We start from the raw sequence: 15,626 nt of genomic DNA, 5'->3' as shown, positions 1-15,626 counted from the left end.
AAGGGAGATTTGATCCATGCTGACGGCCAAGCAGCACGAGTTGATCCGTTTCATTCAGCAGCGGCTGGAAGAGACCGGGATCTCGCCAAGTTTCGAGGAAATGAAGGAAGCGCTCGATCTGAAGAGCAAGTCGGGCGTGCACCGGCTCATTTCCGCGCTGGAGGAACGCGGCTTCCTGCGCCGCCTGCCTAACCGCGCACGCGCGCTGGAAGTGATCCGCCAGCCTGAAGACGCCACTCCGGCCCGCGCCGCAGTCGCTCCGGGTGACAACGTGGTGCCCATGGTTCCGCCCGCCCCGCGCGTGGCGGAATCGGTCGCTGCCAACGATGTGATTGAACTCCCGTTGCATGGCCGGATCGCGGCCGGTGCCCCGATTGAGGCGCTGGAAGGTCAGACCACCTTGCCGGTGCCGGCTGCGTTGCTTGGTCCGGGTGAGCACTATGCGCTCGAAGTGTCCGGGGACTCGATGGTCGAGGCCGGGATTTTCGATGGTGACTTCGCGCTGGTGCGGCGCACGAACACCGCGCGTGACGGCGAGATTGTGGTCGCGCTGGTTCGCGGCGAGGAGGCGACGCTCAAGTATCTGCGGCGCGAAGGCAGTCAGGTGCGGCTTGATCCGGCCAATGCGTCCTATGATCCGCAGTTCTATCGCCCGGATGAAGTCGAGGTTCAGGGCAAGCTGGCAGGGTTGCTCCGTCGCTACCATTGAGTGGCTGGCGCAGTTTGCAGGTGCCAGGCATGTTCGCTCTCGTGAATGCGCTGCGATTGTAAGCCCTTAGAGCTACGCGAGGCCGCGTCAGGGATTTCCTTGAGGCGGCCTTGCTGTTTTCAGGCGACCACTGTCAGGCTGCGCTTGGCCTGCGTCAGGCCCGCTTGGCCCTGGACTCGTTGCGGTTGTCGGCAGAGCGCGGCGGGGGCGATCGTCCTCGATCCGCCACCAGCCATGGGAACCCTGCCCTGCTGCGACTGTGGTGATCGTCTGGTTAACGAGATTGATCGACAGACCGCCGCACTGGCGCAGATAGCGCCGATCCGCCTTCAGCCAGCGTGGACGACAGGAACGGGGAAGAAATCGCTCCGATACAACCACATCCGCCTCGGCACAGGCTGCAGCCATAGCACGCTCCTCGACCTGCTCGCGCCCTCGCCCGAGCAACAGAATCCAATCCCGCCCGCCGCGGTTCAGGATCAGCGTGCAGAAAGCGGAAGAACAGCGCGCCCCCTCCCAATCCGCCAGAGGAACAGGCTCAGCCGCGACACCGGCAATCTCCATCAGATTGTCGCGGGTGTAGGACGAGCGGCTGTCGCGCAAAGACAGTAGGCGCGGCGATCCGTCAGGACCGGGAACAATGATGCCCACCTGCCGGCCGTCGCCTGCCACCAGCAGATCGGGGATCGGGGTCAGCGCCACCAGCACGCTCGCCAGCGCCACGGGCGCGAGACCTGCGAGCCGCACCGGCCCCCGCCAGAGCGCGAGCCAAAGGCCCCCGGCCGAAAACAGGCTGACCACAAAACCGCTGATATGCGGCATCAGCGTCACCGCCCCCGCCTGCCGCGCCGTGACATGGGCAATGGATAGCAGCAGCGCGAGCGAGCGCTCGACCAGCCACCACACCGGATCGCCAAGCCCTACCAGATCGAACAGCAAGCCCAGCGCAATCAGCGGCATGGACACGAAGGTCACCAAAGGGATCGCGATGACATTGGCAACCGCGCCGTACAGTCCGGCTCGATGGAAATGGAACAAGACGATCGGCATCAGTGCGAGTTCGATCACCACTCCGGTCGCAAACAGCATCACCACCTGCCGGGCGATGCGCGCCAACCACAGCTCTTCGCGCGGGGCGAGAAAGGCGCGGACCGGTGCGCTGTTCGACAAGGCGATGATCGCCAGAACCGCGGCGAAGCTCATCTGGAAACTCGGACCGATCGCGCTCTCTGGCCAAAGCAGCAACACGACACCCGCCGCCACCGCCACCATCCTGAGCGACAGCGCATCCCGACCCAGAGCCAGCGCGCCCAGCACCAGCAGCGCCGCAATGCAGCTGCGCACCGTGGGTACTTCGGCGCCGGTCAGCAGCGTATAGCCGATCCCCGCGAGCGCTCCGATCCCGGCTGCCATCAAAGGCAGGCGCACCCGCAACGCCAGCGCCGGCCACAGCGCCAGTAGGCGCAGCGCTGCAAAATAGGCCGCTGCGATCACCGCGCTCACGTGGAGTCCGCTGATCGAAAGCAGGTGGGTAAGGCCCGAATCGCGCATCGCCACCTCGTCCGCCTCCGCGATCCCACCGCGATCACCGCTGGCAAAGGCCGCCGCGATGGCCCCCGGCGAACCTTCGACCCGGTTGCGAACATAGGCCGAAAGCCAACGTTGTACGCTGGCGATCCCCCCCTTGTCAGGCGCAGCCCGAACGAGCGTCAACGGGCCGACCATGGTTCCGGTGGCCGTCAGCCCCTTGAACCATGCTGCGCGCGCAAAGTCGTAACTGCCGGGTAGCATCGGGCTTGCCGGGGGCATCAACCGGGCGCGCAGGCGCACCACTGCCCCTTCGGCAAGGCCCGCAGGCACGCCCCCCTCACCCAGCGCCGCCAATGGCACGTTGACCCTGACCTTGCGCGCCGATCCGATCTCGGTGCCGTCCGCCGGCAGCCGCACCGCCAACGTCAGCCGCAACCGTGTATCCGCAGGCTGATCCTCGCGCGCCAGCACATGGCCTTCCAGCAGCGTGACAACCGGCCGGGGGATCGACGTCGCTCCGACGATGGCCGAGCGGGCCCACACCGTCGCCATTCCGCCTGCAAACACCAGCCCGCACAGGATCAGGGCGAGACGCAGGTTGGCGCGGGTTTCGTCCGCGATGCTCCCCATCGGCCACACCGCCAGCGTCACCAGCACGAGCCCTGCACTCAGAGCCATCGCTGCGATCCAATACGGCGGCGCGGGAAGCACAAACCATGCGATGATTCCGAGGGCGAAGACCACCGCCAGCCACGGCGCACGGTCGAAGCCGACCTCTCCCAGAAAGCGCTCCGCCGCGTCGAGCACCCGCCTGTGGAGGCCCGGGGTGCTGGACAATCGCCGTAGGGTTTGCCAAGGGCGCGGCGTCGGTTCTCCGGGGCTCTTCAGGCCACCCGGGTCCTCCCCCATCGGAATGATCGGCACATCGCGCATCGGCTTGCCCCTCAGACCAGCCCGGCATGCGCCCAAGCCGTTCAAATTGAACAGGAAGTCGAAGCCAATGGCAAGCGAAAGCAGCACCCCCCTCGCAAACGCGCCGGGCGAGATCGTGACCCGCTTCGCGCCCTCACCCACCGGTTTTCTGCATATCGGCGGCGCGCGCACCGCGCTGTTCAACTGGCTTTATGCGCGCCACCACGGCGGTCGCACGTTGCTCCGGATCGAGGATACCGACGCCAAGCGTTCCACTCAGGCCGCGATTGATGCAATCATCGAGGGGCTCGATTGGCTCGGGCTCGATTACGATGCACCGCCGGTGTTCCAGTCCGACCGGGCTGAACGCCATGCCGAAGTCGCGTGGCAACTGCTGAAGGCAGGCCACGCTTACAAGTGCTTTGCCACCCCCGAAGAGCTTGAAGCGATGCGCAACGACCAGCGCATGAACAAGCAACCACTGCGGTATGACGGGCGCTGGCGCGACCGCGATCCTGCGGAGGCTCCGGCAGGCGCGCCGTTCACCATCCGCCTCAAGACCCCGACCGAGGGTGAGGTCACCATCCCCGATCAGGTGCAGGGGCCGGTGACGGTCAGGAACGAGGAAATCGACGATTACATCATCCTGCGTGCGGATGGGACGCCGACCTATATGCTCGCAGTGGTGGTCGACGACCACGACATGGGCGTGACTCACGTCATCCGCGGCGACGATCACCTCAACAACGCCTTCCGTCAGCTGCCGATCATCCGCGCGATGAACGCGATCGAAGGCAATTGGCCCGATCCGGTCTATGCCCATATCCCGCTGATCCACGGATCGGACGGTGCCAAGCTGTCCAAGCGCCACGGAGCGCTTGGCGTCGAGGCCTATCGCGACGAATTCGGCATCCTGCCCGAAGCGCTGTTCAACTACCTGCTGCGTCTGGGCTGGGGCCACGGCGACCGCGAGGAAATCACCCGCGACGAAGCGATCACGCTGTTCGATCTGGCCGGTGTCGGCAAGAGCCCTTCGCGCTTCGACATGAAGAAGCTCGAAAACCTGAACGGCCATTACCTGCGCGAGGCCGAGGATGCTCGGCTCGCTGCATTGGTTGCCGCGCGCATTGGCGAGACGGCGGACGAGAACCTGCTCGCGCGGGCGATGCCGTTCCTCAAAGTGCGCGCGAAGAACCTCAATGAAGTGGTTGATGGCGCAGCATTTTTGTTCGCCAAGCGTCCGCTCGCCATGACCGAAAAGGCCGCTGCCCTGCTGGAAGGCGATGCGCCCACGATCCTGCGCACAATTCACGACCATCTGGCTGCGCAAAACGACTGGACAAGCGAGGCGCTCGAAGCCACTACGAAGGCGCTCGCCGAGGAGCAGGGATTGGGACTTGGCAAGCTGGCGCAGCCGATGCGCGCGGCGCTGACCGGGACGACCACCTCACCCGGTATCTTTGACGTACTGGTCCTCTTGGGCCGGGACGAAGCTCTCGCTCGGCTCGACGCTCAGGCTGCGTAGCCGCGCCGCTGCGGGGGCAGAAAACTTGGACAGGAGAAACATCGTGGCAGACAAGCTGGCGAAACTCGAACTCGGGGGCAAAGCCTTCGACTATTCCGTGCTCGAAGGCAGCACTGGGCCGGATGTGATCGACATCCGCAAGCTCTACGCACAAACCGGGGCCTTCACCTTCGATCCGGGCTTCACCTCGACCGCCAGCTGCGAAAGCGCGCTCACTTACATTGATGGCGATGAAGGTGTGCTGCTGCACCGCGGTTACCCGATCGGCCAGCTGGCCGAACATTCCAGCTTCATGGAAGTCAGCTACCTGCTGCTCAACGGCGAACTGCCGAGCAAGCAGGAACTCGACGATTTCAGCTACACCATCACCCGCCACACCATGCTGCACGAGCAGCTGATGACCTTCTACCGCGGCTTCCGCCGCGATGCCCACCCGATGGCGATCATGTGCGGCGTGGTCGGCGCGCTGTCGGCCTTCTATCATGACAGCACCGACATCTCCGATCCGCAGCAGCGCATGATCGCCTCGCACCGGCTGATCGCCAAGATGCCGACGATCGCGGCGATGGCGTACAAGTATTCCGTCGGGCAGCCCTTCATCTATCCCGACAACTCGCTGAGCTACACCGGCAACTTCCTGCGCATGACCTTCGGCGTGCCGGCTGAGCCCTACGAGGTGATCCCGGCGGTCGAGCGGGCGCTGGACCGCATCTTCATCCTCCACGCTGATCACGAACAGAACGCGTCGACCTCGACCGTGCGGCTCGCCGGTTCGTCGGGCGCCAACCCCTTCGCCTGCATCGCGGCCGGTATCGCCTGTCTGTGGGGCCCGGCGCATGGCGGCGCGAATGAAGCGGCGCTCAACATGCTCAAGGAAATCGGCACGCCCGACAAGATCCCGCACTACATCGAGCGCGCCAAGGACAAGAACGATCCGTTCCGCCTGATGGGCTTCGGCCACCGCGTGTACAAGAACTACGATCCGCGCGCGACCGTGATGCAGAAGACCGTGCGCGAGGTGTTCGATGCGCTGAAGGTCAACGACCCGCTGTTCGAAACCGCGCTGCAGCTGGAAGAGATCGCGCTCAACGATCCCTATTTCATCGAGAAGAAGCTGTTCCCGAATGTCGACTTCTATTCGGGCATCATCCTCTCGGCGATCGGCTTCCCGACTACCATGTTCACCGCGCTCTTTGCCCTCGCCCGCACCGTGGGCTGGGTGGCGCAGTGGAACGAGATGATCAGCGATCCCGGCCAGAAGATCGGGCGTCCGCGCCAGCTCTACACCGGCCCGACCGAGCGCGATTACATCCCGCTCGACAAGCGTTGAGAGACTGAAAGCCCATGGTGATGCTCAGGACGGCAGGGATTTTCCTCGTCGTCATGGGCATCATCTGGGCGCTTCAGGGTGCGGAGCTTTTGAACTGGCCCGCCAGCAGCTTCATGCTCGCGCAGCAGCAATGGGTGCTTTACGGCGCGCTGACCACAATGGTTGGCGCGCTTTTTCTGTGGTGGGTCGGCAGAATCAGCCGCTGATCAATGCGCCGGAAGTTCAAGCCGGAACAGCGCCCCTCCGCCCAGTGCGCTGTCCACTGTCAGACTGCCCGCCATCGCCTCGGCCAGTCGGCGCGAGATGTAGAGGCCAAGGCCTGACCCCCGATCCCGCCCACCGTCACTATCGCGGCCCAGACGTTCGCCCTTGTCGAAGATGCGCTCGGCCTGTTCGGGGGTGACGCCGGGGCCCTCGTCAGCGACGGTGACAACCACCCTGCCCTCGCTCCCCCCGTGCGCCGTGATGGTGACTGTGCTCGCCGCGGGCGAATAGGCGATGGCATTGCCGATCAGGTTGATGAGGATCTGGAGCACCCGCCGGAATTCGGCCGTGGCGACCGCATCGCCATGCGCACCCTCGGTCACCAGCACCGTGTCGCGATTGCGCGCCCGCACGCCGAGAATGCCAGCGGCCCGCATGGCTGCGTCGGCCAGATCGACCGGCTCCTTCGCCGTGGCAAAGCCGGGGGTTTCGACCACTTCAAGATCGGCGAGGTCATCCAGCATTGCGGACAAATGCTGTCCGGCGCTGGCGATGGTGCCGGCATATTCGCTGTATTCGTCCCGCAACGGCCCGGCGAGCCGCGCGCGGATCGTCTCGGCATTGGCGATGATGCGGGCGACCGGCTGGCGCAGCACCGGGGTGAGCGCGGTGCCGACCAGACGCGTGGGCGAGGTTTCGGGTGCGCCATCCTCCGCCGAATCCGGATCGGTCGGCGTGGTGAGCGGCTCTTCAGCGATCAGCAGCAATTCGAAGCCCGTGGGGTTCTGCGCATCGGGGCCGAGCGGGATCAGCCGCACGCGCCAGTGGCGCTGCGATCCGGCAAATCGGCAGGTCGCCCCGTCGAGCAGCCGCCAGTGCAACGGTTGTTGATGGGCGATGCCGATCAATTCGACCAGCTCGCTCCATACCGTGCCGGGCGCTGCCAGGGCTGCGACCTGAAGCGCAGCGGCATCAGGCGCGCGGGCGCTCAGCACCTGGAGGCGTTGGCGGGCATCGAGCCGGGCGCTGACTTCGGCGGTGGCACGGTCAATCGCGTCGATTGTCTCGGCGAATTCGCGGGCGCTGGGCGATGGGAGCGGGCTGCGCTGCCAGTTCTCGACCAGCACCTCGCACCCGCCGCCATCCTCCTCGCTCAGGGGGTGGATGCGGGCAAAGCCGGAAATCTCGGCCTCGCCGTCAAAGGCGCTGAAGGCCCGTGCGATCCTCAGACCCATGCGCCGCGCCTGCTGCACCAGCGCCAGCAGCTCGGGGATCGCCAGCGTGCCGGGCAGATCGCCGCCGCACCGCTCCTGCAATTCCGCGAGCGGCGCATCGGCGCTCAGCAGCCGGTCACGCGCATCGGTGAGGCCGTAAGTGCCCAGCAGGCCGTCCGTGCGGTCCATGGTGTTCATCACAGCCCGCCGCTGCCCAGCAGCGCGGCCGCGCGTTCGGACGAAACCCCGCCAAAGCCGCGCGGCAAGCGGCCCATAGGCTCGATCAGCAGCAGCTGACGCTCAATCGCGGCCGGGGACAATTCGGCCGCCCGCAGCATCAAGGCAAGCCGCAAGCCTTGTCCCTCGTGGCAGGCGAGCACCGCGTCGACGCGCTGCAGGCGGGTGGTGATCGACAGCGCGCTCGCGAACAGCGCCAGCCCGGCATGATCGAGCGCGAGTGCCGCCATCGCCCCGCGCCGCATCGCGGCGACGAGTCTGGCCAGCAGGCCGAGCCGTCCGGTCGCCTCGTCATACCCCGCTTGCAAACGCACCAGCGCCGCCGTGTCCTGCGCTTCGCTTTGCGCGCGACCGATCAGGCGGTGGAACAGTTCGGCGGGCAATTCGCCCAGCGGCAACTCCATCCGGCGCTGGCCTTGAACAAACCGCGACTGCGCCGCAAGCGTGCTCATGGCGAGGCTGGCGATGGCGGGGTCTTCGGAGGCGATCAGCTCCTGCAGCAGCGGGCTCAGCACCGGATCTATCGCATGGCGTTGATGCAGGCGTTCGGCAATCAGCCCCTCGGCCGCGAGCGCATGGCAGAAGCCGAGCAGGGCCTCGTCTACCATCAGGGTCGCGGCAAGCTGGTCAAGCGCGGCGGGATCGGCGCCCGTGTGCGCGCGGATGAGAGGATCGCGGCCCGACGACGCGGCCAGCACTTGCGCGGCGAGATCGAAGATCATGCCCCGGACCCGGGCGAGGATCGCCTCGCTGACCAGCGCTTCGGCCTCGCTGCGCAGCAGATGGCGCAGAACGGGGACGACCGCCGCCAGCGCGCGGCCTTCCCGCGCGAGTTCATCCGTAAGGATCGCCTCGACATCAGCGTCGGCGGCCAGGTCCATCGTCTTTTCGCCCATCCTTGCAGGCTATAGCGCCCACATAGTTAAGACGCCGTTAGATCAAACCCGGTCAGGACGCAGCAGCAAAGCGAGGAGTAGCCCCAAGGCGAGACAGGCCAATCCTTCCGGCAAGACGCCAAAGGCGGCGGTAAGCGCCATCACCAGCAGCAGGCTCGCACGGTCGGACGCGGGCGCGGCCAGCCGCGCGTCGGACGGGCGCGTGGCCAGGCGGGCGAGACCGATCACCACCGGCCCCAACGCCGCGAGCGGTTGCCATTCGGGCCAGGGCGACAGCGCAAACCACGTGGTAAGCGCCGCCAGCCCGTCCACCGCCGCTGCCAGCACGGCAGGGCCGCGCCCCGGATCGCCTGCCCGCCTGAGCCTTGCGGACAAAGCGGTGTAGCCAATCGCCACCCGCGCGGCGAAGGCTCCCAGCCCCGCCACCGCCAGCCCCGCAACCGCCGGACCGAAGGCTGCGAACATCACGCCGATCAGCAGCAGCGCCAAGGCCAGCCCGCCTGCCGCAAGCCCGCCCTGCTCAAGGCCTCGTGGAGCCAGCGCGCGCACCAGCATCGCCGCCAGCGTCGCCAGCGGTGCGCGCCAATCACTTGGCGCGGCGGCATCGGCGATCATGGCCTGCTCGGCCTCGGCCACCGCGGCAGTGCCATCGGCCAGCAGCCAGCGCTCCGGCACCAATTCGCGCGCGGCCAGATCGCGGCACGGCGTTCCGGCCTGCAAGGCAAGCCGCAGCAGCAGCGAGACGGCGTCGGCATCATCCGGGAAATCGGCCAATTGCTGGACCGGCGCGCCGCGCATCACCAGCACGCCCGCCCAATGGCGCGCAGCATCGATCCGTTCGAAATCATCGGGGTAAGCGGCGGCGAGCGCGTGATCCGCCGGGATCGCCGCGATCACCCGTTGCAGGGCACCGTCTCCCCCAAGCACCGCCTGCACCACCGCAGGATCGGGCACCAGACCATCGCGCAGAATGATGAGATCATCCTCGGCCCGCACCAAGGCCGGCAGAGCGGCGAAGTTGGGCAGCGCATGAAATGCGGCTCCGCCCGCTTCGGTCCGGTGCTGCAATTGTAGCACGTCGTCAGAAGTGGTCTCGGTCAGGCACAAGACCCGCTCGACCCCCAAGGATTGCAGCAGATCCGCCTGCCAGGCGAGAACGCTACGCCCGGCGAGGGGAAGATGCGCGCGAAGTCCGCCATCCGCGCTGCGCCGGAGTGCTGCGATGAGGCCGATGCGCATTCCAAACCCCTTCCCTCGATCCGCCCGCAGGCGGCCAAGGATTGGCGGTTTCAGCGCTGCGGTTCAAGCGGCACTGCGCGGTTTGCCCCGACACAGCGCACGGCGCGGCGAATCAGAAGCGGGTCGTGCGATTCTGCGCGCGGTTGAAGCGTGCGAGCACGGCCTCGATTTCGCGGATGGCCATCGGCTCGCCCGGCGCGGCGTGGAGCGCGATTTCAGCGGCCTGAAGCAGGTCTTCCGCATGGAAGCTGGCTGCAAGGCCTTTCAGCCGCATCGCGGCAACATGCCAATTGCCATCACAGCGCGCGCGCTTGAGCAGATCGAGCTGCTTGGCAGCGCTTGCGAGGAAGGCCGCGCGCAGCTCACGCAGCAAGGCGGCATCGTCGCCGGCCGCTGCCGCAAGGGTCGCATCGAGAGCACCGTGATTGAAAGCCATGGCAGGCACATAGGCCGAATTGGGTTAATGCGGGGTTTATCCCGATTCCGGCTGTGGTATGACGTGCCTATGGCAGGACGGCACCAGATGCGCGCCTTGGGGCGCAAGAGCGGCGATGACGGCGCGGATGACATGGCTTTTGCAGAAGCCGATGGGCGGGATGAGGCATTCGACGGGATGCTCGATCTGTCCGAAACCTGGGACGAGGAAGAAGAGGGAGCGTCCTCCCCTGCACGCTTCGGCTGGCTCGCGCCGAGCCTTGCGGTGCTGGTGACTGCCGGATGGAGCGGGTTTTTCGTCTGGGCTCACCTTCCCGACATCCGCGGCGGGGCCGCGCCTGCGCAATGGGCAGGCTGGGTGGTCGAATGGGCCGTGCCGGTTGCGCTGGTGGGGATCGTATGGCTGCTCGCCATGCGATCATCGCATGCTGAGAGCCGGCGATTTGCCGCAACCGCCGCGCTGATGGACCGTGAGGGCGCCGCGCTCGAAGCGCGGCTCAAGGTGGTGAACCGCGAATTGAGCCTCGCGCGCGAATTTCTCGCCGCAGAAGCCCGCGATCTTGAGGCGCTTGGCCGGATTGCGGCGGAACGCTTGTCCACCCATGCTGGCGAATTGCAGGCGCTGATCACCACCAATGGCGCGCAGGTCGAAGCGATTGGCTCCACCAGCGAAACCGCGCTCGGCAACATGAACCGGCTGCGCGACGATCTGCCCGTGATCGCCAATGCTGCGCGCGATGTTGCCAACCAGATTGGCGGAGCAGGCCGCGTCGCGGAAGATCAGCTGGCGCGGCTTTCGAGCGGATTTGACCGGCTCGGCACCGCCGGGGCCGAAAATGAGGCGCTGGTCGGGCGCCTGACCGCGCAGGTCGGCGATACGCTCGGCCAGTATGAGGCGCAGCTGACGCGTATCGAAGCTCTTGTCACGCAGCGCTTTGCGGCCTTGCAGACGGAGGCCGAAGCCTATCGCGCCCGCATCACGGCGTTCGAGGAAGAGGCGCTGGCTGCGCATCGTGAACGAGCACAGGCCGTCGCCAGCCAGAGCGAAGCGCTCGCCCATCAGCTGCGCGAAGCGGGAGAGACCGCGCGCGCCAGCTATGCCGCCGCCATTGCCGCGCTGCACGAAACGTTGGAAGAGAAGCTCGATATGGTCGACCAGCTCGACCGTAGCAGTGCCGCCGTCGCAAATGAACGGATCGCCAAGCTTCGCGAAGAAGCGGTGCAGTTCGACGAGCAGTTGGCGACACGCAATCGCCAGTTCGACGAGCTGATCGAACAGCGGCAGGCCGCCTTTGAAACCCATGAAGCGCAGGCAAGCGAAGTACTGTCCCAGCGGCTGGCGGCGCTTGACGATGCGCTCGCCCAGCGGCGTGAGGCGCAGGTTGCCGAGATCGAAAAGCTGGTCGTGCAGGGTGAGGCGATGACCGAGCGGGTCGCGGAACTCGGGCGGGTGTTGGCCGAAATCGACCGGACCAGCGCGGCTGCGCGCGAAAGCCTTGGCGCGGGCCTTGGCACGCTGGCCCAGCAGCTTGGCGAGAAGCGCGCGGCCATCGCCGCCACCGAAGCGCAAATGGTCCAATTGACCGACAGCAGCGTGCGATTGCTGGAGATTTTGCAATCTGGCGCGCGCACCTGCCACGAAGACCTCAGCAGCGCGATCAACCGGGCCAACACCGCTTTGGAAGGGGTCGAAGCGCGCGCCGACAATGTCGAGGCGCTGATGCTGCGCAGCACGCAGGCCGGCAGCGACCTGTCGGACTATCTGCTGCGCACCCGCGCAGAGATCGAAACGGCCGAAACTGCGCTTGCCGGGTTCAAGTCCCAGCTGGCCGACGAAACCGAGGATGCCCTCGCCCGGCTGCAAGGCCTGCGCGGCGGCTTTGCGCGGTTGGCCGAGGAGAGCGGCACGCTGGCGGTCGAAACGCAGGAAAGCCTGCGCGCATCGCTTTCGGCGCTCGAAACCGCAATCACCCGTGCCTTCGCCACCCTTGATGAAGGCGCGCGCGAGAAAATGCTGGCGCTGGCGAACAACCTCGGCAGCGAAGCGGTTGAGGTGCTCGAACGCGCGCTACGCAATGAGGCGGCTGCGACGCTCGGCAAGCTAGAGCAATCAGCCGCTCACGCCTCGGGCGTGGGCCGCGAGGCGGCGATCCAGCTGCGCGATCAGTTGGTGAAGGTGAACGAGCTCACCGGCAATCTCGAACAGCGGGTGATGCACGCACGGGAACGCGCGGAAGAGCAGGTGGGCAACGACTTCGCCCGCCGCATGGCGCTGATCACCGACAGCCTCAATTCGGCAGCCATCGACATTGCCGGGGCGCTGTCGACGGAGGTCGCCGACACGGCGTGGGAGGCCTATCTCAAGGGTGACCGCGGCATCTTCACCCGCCGCGCGGTGCGGCTGATCGACAATGGCACCGCCAAGGATATCGCCGCGCTCTACAGCGCGGACGACACGTTCAGGGCCAATGTCAGCCGCTACATTCACGACTTCGAAGCGATGCTGCGGCAGACATTGTCCACCCGCGATGGTCACGTCTTGAGCGTGACGATGCTCGGTTCGGATATGGGCAAGCTCTACGTGGCGCTGGCCCAGGCGATCCAGCGGTTCCGGACTTAGTCAGCAGCAGCAGCAGCAGGCGGCTTGGGCAGAAAGTCGATATCGGCGGCGGTGACCCAGCCATAGGTATAGTTGGCGACAAACAGCGCGGTCGCCACCGCCGCCACCACCGATGCGCGCGCGGCGACCTTGCCCGGCTGGAAGTTGACCGGCGCACTGTCGGCCTGCCCCGGCACCTTTTCGATCCCCGCCTCGTCTGCCGTCTTCACGCCGAACGGCAGCATCATGAAACCGCTCATCACGAAGAACAGGAAGTAGATCGCTGCAATCGAGGTGATCTGCATCAGGCCCCATCCCCCGGCATCACCACCCGCACCTGCGGCTTCTTGCCAGCCCAGCGCTGCGCTGCCCGGCGAGCGGCGAGCCGCGCGGCTTCGCGCACCGCTGCCTCGTCCTTAGCGTCGCGACCCTTGAGGCGTCCGATTGCCTTGAGCACATCGTCCGCCGCTTCCTCAAGGAAGTCGGGCAGGTCTTCGTCAAGCGGCAGGCCAATCGCCTCGATCACCGGCTTCGCGCCGCGGGCGAGCACCACCACCAGTACGCCCTCGCCTGCGATCCGACGGCGCATGGTGATCGCATCGCCATCAGCCGCGGTGATGATATCGCCATCCAGCACCAGACGTCCGGCCCGCACTTCAGCGAGTTTGCCCGGCTTGCCGGGGGCGAGACGGACCAGATCGCCGTTCTTCTGCACCACCTGATGCGGGATGCCCGCCGCCTTGCCGACCCGGGCCTGCTCGGCCATGTGGCGGATCTCGCCATGGACCGGCACGAGGATTTCCGGCTTCAGCCAGCTGTAGAGCGCTTCCAGCTCTGGCCGCCCCGGGTGGCCCGAGACGTGAATCAGCGCCTGACGGTCGGTCACCATCTGGATGCCGCGCGCGGCGAGCTGGTTCTGAATCTTGCCAATCGCGATTTCGTTGCCGGGGATCTGGCGTGAGGAGAACAGCACGACATCACCTGCCACCAATTCGATCGGATGGTTCATATCCGCCATCCGGCCCAGAGCGGCGCGGGGCTCGCCCTGCCCGCCGGTGGCGATGATCAGCACCTCGCCGCGCGGCAGGCCCATCGCAGTCTCGAAGCTGATCGGAGTCGGGAAGTCCTTCAGATAGCCATTGTCCTGCGCGACCTCGATAATCCGGTCGAGCGAACGGCCGGCAACGCAAAGCTTCCGCCCCGTCTCGATCGCGACTTCGCCGAGCGTTTGCAGGCGGGCCACATTGCTGGCGAAAGTGGTCACGACGACCCGCTTGCCTTTGTGCCGCGCGACTTCGTCCATCAGCGCACTATGGACTGCGCCTTCCGAGCCCGAGGGGTTCGGATTGAACACATTGGTCGAGTCGCACACCAGCGCGAGCACGCCTTCCTCGCCGATGTCGCGCAGTTCTTCCTCGGTGGTCGGCTCACCGATGATCGGATCATCGTCGAGCTTCCAGTCGCCGGTGTGGAAGATGCGCCCATGGGGCGTGTCGATCAGCAGCGCGTTGCCCTCGGCAATCGAATGCGCGAGCGGCAGGTAGGTGATGGTGAACGGGCCGAGCTCGATCTCGCCGTGGTCTTCCTCGATGATGTTGAGCTCGACCTGGCCGAGCAGCCCGGCCTCTTCCAGCTTGCGCGCCACCAGATCGGCGGTGAAGGGCGTGGCATAGAGCGGCACACCGAGCTCGCCCGCGAAATAGGGCACGGCGCCGATATGATCCTCGTGCGCATGGGTGAGGACGATGCCGATCAGATCCTTGCGGCGCTCCTCGATGAAATCGAGATCGGCGAAGACCAGCTCGACACCGGGATATTCACTGCCCGAAAAGGTCATGCCGAGATCGACCATGATCCACTTGCCCTGGCAGCCATAGAGATTGACGTTCATGCCAATCTCCCCGGAACCGCCAAGCGCGAGAAACAGGAGTTCGTCTTCGGGGGTAAAATCTTTCTTCAATGTGTTTCCGGTTCTGTGAGAGAGGATCAGGCGGCTTCCGCCTGCCTGGCAAGTATGGCGAGGCCGTCCAGTGTGAGGTCGGCATCGACGTGATCGAAAATTTCGGTGGCGTCGTCGAACAATATGGCGAGCCCGCCGGTGGCGACAACCTTTGCGGGGCGGCCAATTTCGGCCTTCATCTTGGCAACCATGCCTTCCATCATCGCGACATAGCCCCAGAAGACGCCGATCAGCATCTGGTCTTCGGTGTTGCGGCCAATGACCGAGCGGGTGGACGGCGCGCGGATCGCGATGCGCGGCAGCTTGGCGGTCTTGCCGACCAGCGCGTCCAAGGACAGGTTGATCCCCGGTGCGATCGAGCCGCCCTTGTAAGCGCCGGTGAAATCGACCGCTTCAAACTTGGTGGCGGTGCCGAAGTCCACGATGATGAGGTCGCCGCCATACTTGTGGTGCGCGGCAAGGATGTTGAGCGCACGGTCAGCGCCGAGCGACGAGGGTTGATCGACATCGATCTCGAACCGCCAGCGCGCTGCACCCTGACCTGCAAACATCGGGGTGATGCCGAAATACTTCTCGCACAGCACGGTGAGATTGTGGTCGGCACGCGGGACGACGGATGCGACGATGACCTGCGTGATGTCCGAACGTTCAAACCCCTCGATCTTGAGGAGCTGGAGCAGCCACACCGCATATTCATCGCCCGTCCGGCGCGGATCGGTGGCGATGCGCCAGCGCGCACGAATGTGATGCGTGCCGTCCTCCCCGTAGGTGAACAGGGCAAAGACGACATTGGTGTTCCCGACATCGGCGGCGAGCAGCATCTCTGGCAGTCCTTA

At 66.0% G+C, this 15,626-nt stretch carries 13 protein-coding genes; 5 read left to right on the top strand and 8 right to left on the bottom strand.

Translation table 11 applies throughout. The features are described from left to right. The first annotated feature begins 16 nt into the window (after positions 1 to 16). Positions 17 to 709: a transcriptional repressor LexA gene (lexA, locus tag ACLBKT_RS05525; protein ID WP_410181951.1), complete on the top strand. Its 693-nt coding sequence runs from the start codon at positions 17 to 19 to the stop codon at positions 707 to 709. 87 nt (positions 710 to 796) lie between these two features. On the opposite strand, the gene ACLBKT_RS05520 is transcribed toward lexA, so the two are convergent. Continuing rightward, positions 797 to 3,148 carry a ComEC/Rec2 family competence protein gene (locus ACLBKT_RS05520; RefSeq protein WP_410183651.1) on the bottom strand — a complete coding sequence of 784 codons (2,352 nt, stop codon included), beginning with the start codon at positions 3,146 to 3,148 and terminating at the stop codon, positions 797 to 799. Positions 3,149 to 3,239: 91 nt separating this feature from the next. On the opposite strand from ACLBKT_RS05520, the gene gltX reads away from it, so the two are divergent. The 3 genes from gltX to ACLBKT_RS05505 are packed head-to-tail and all read left to right on the top strand — an operon-like array spanning position 3,240 to position 6,212. Then, positions 3,240 to 4,676, top strand: coding sequence for a glutamate--tRNA ligase (gene gltX / locus ACLBKT_RS05515; RefSeq protein ID WP_410181950.1), 1,437 nt, complete (start codon positions 3,240 to 3,242; stop codon positions 4,674 to 4,676). Between the two features lie 43 nt (positions 4,677 to 4,719). Then, positions 4,720 to 6,006: a citrate synthase gene (locus ACLBKT_RS05510; RefSeq protein WP_410181949.1), complete on the top strand. Its 1,287-nt coding sequence runs from the start codon at positions 4,720 to 4,722 to the stop codon at positions 6,004 to 6,006. A gap of 20 nt (positions 6,007 to 6,026) precedes the next feature. Further along, positions 6,027 to 6,212 carry a hypothetical protein gene (locus tag ACLBKT_RS05505; protein ID WP_410181948.1) on the top strand — a complete coding sequence of 62 codons (186 nt, stop codon included), beginning with the start codon at positions 6,027 to 6,029 and terminating at the stop codon, positions 6,210 to 6,212. On the opposite strand, the gene ACLBKT_RS05500 is transcribed toward ACLBKT_RS05505, so the two are convergent. From ACLBKT_RS05500 to ACLBKT_RS05485, 4 genes are all read right to left on the bottom strand, one after another. Continuing rightward, a complete protein-coding gene (locus ACLBKT_RS05500) occupies positions 6,213 to 7,622 on the bottom strand; it encodes a sensor histidine kinase (RefSeq protein ID WP_410181947.1) in 1,410 nt (469 codons plus the stop codon). Beyond that, positions 7,622 to 8,542 (bottom strand): hypothetical protein, encoded by a 921-nt coding sequence (locus tag ACLBKT_RS05495; protein WP_410181946.1) that lies wholly within the window; start codon positions 8,540 to 8,542, stop codon positions 7,622 to 7,624. The genes ACLBKT_RS05500 and ACLBKT_RS05495 overlap by 1 nt, the downstream gene beginning before the upstream one ends. Before the next feature lie 57 nt (positions 8,543 to 8,599). Further along, positions 8,600 to 9,796: a hypothetical protein gene (locus tag ACLBKT_RS05490; RefSeq protein ID WP_410181945.1), complete on the bottom strand. Its 1,197-nt coding sequence runs from the start codon at positions 9,794 to 9,796 to the stop codon at positions 8,600 to 8,602. 112 nt (positions 9,797 to 9,908) lie between these two features. Continuing rightward, on the bottom strand, positions 9,909 to 10,232 hold the full coding sequence (locus ACLBKT_RS05485; protein ID WP_410181944.1) for an Hpt domain-containing protein: 324 nt from the start codon (positions 10,230 to 10,232) through the stop codon (positions 9,909 to 9,911). Positions 10,233 to 10,301: 69 nt separating this feature from the next. On the opposite strand from ACLBKT_RS05485, the gene ACLBKT_RS05480 reads away from it, so the two are divergent. Then, positions 10,302 to 12,851 carry an ATPase gene (locus ACLBKT_RS05480; protein WP_410181943.1) on the top strand — a complete coding sequence of 850 codons (2,550 nt, stop codon included), beginning with the start codon at positions 10,302 to 10,304 and terminating at the stop codon, positions 12,849 to 12,851. Here the strand turns inward: ACLBKT_RS05480 and ACLBKT_RS05475 are convergent. Genes ACLBKT_RS05475 through ACLBKT_RS05465 form a run of 3 tightly spaced genes read right to left on the bottom strand, consistent with a single transcriptional unit; the run spans position 12,848 to position 15,611 of the window. Continuing rightward, positions 12,848 to 13,135 (bottom strand): DUF1467 family protein, encoded by a 288-nt coding sequence (locus ACLBKT_RS05475; protein WP_410181942.1) that lies wholly within the window; start codon positions 13,133 to 13,135, stop codon positions 12,848 to 12,850. The two genes, ACLBKT_RS05480 and ACLBKT_RS05475, sit on opposite strands and share 4 nt — an antisense overlap. Beyond that, positions 13,135 to 14,790: a ribonuclease J gene (locus ACLBKT_RS05470; protein WP_410181941.1), complete on the bottom strand. Its 1,656-nt coding sequence runs from the start codon at positions 14,788 to 14,790 to the stop codon at positions 13,135 to 13,137. The genes ACLBKT_RS05475 and ACLBKT_RS05470 overlap by 1 nt, the downstream gene beginning before the upstream one ends. Before the next feature lie 26 nt (positions 14,791 to 14,816). Beyond that, entirely contained in the window at positions 14,817 to 15,611 is a 795-nt protein-coding gene (locus ACLBKT_RS05465) for a type III pantothenate kinase (RefSeq protein WP_410181940.1), read from the bottom strand. Between the last annotated feature and the right edge of the window lie 15 nt (positions 15,612 to 15,626).

The sequence above is a fragment of the Erythrobacter sp. W302b genome (assembly GCF_046452395.1).
Classification (GTDB): Bacteria; Pseudomonadota; Alphaproteobacteria; order Sphingomonadales; family Sphingomonadaceae; genus Erythrobacter.
The sequence above is the reverse complement of the archived record's forward strand: the minus strand, read 5'-3'. Positions and strand labels throughout refer to the sequence as shown.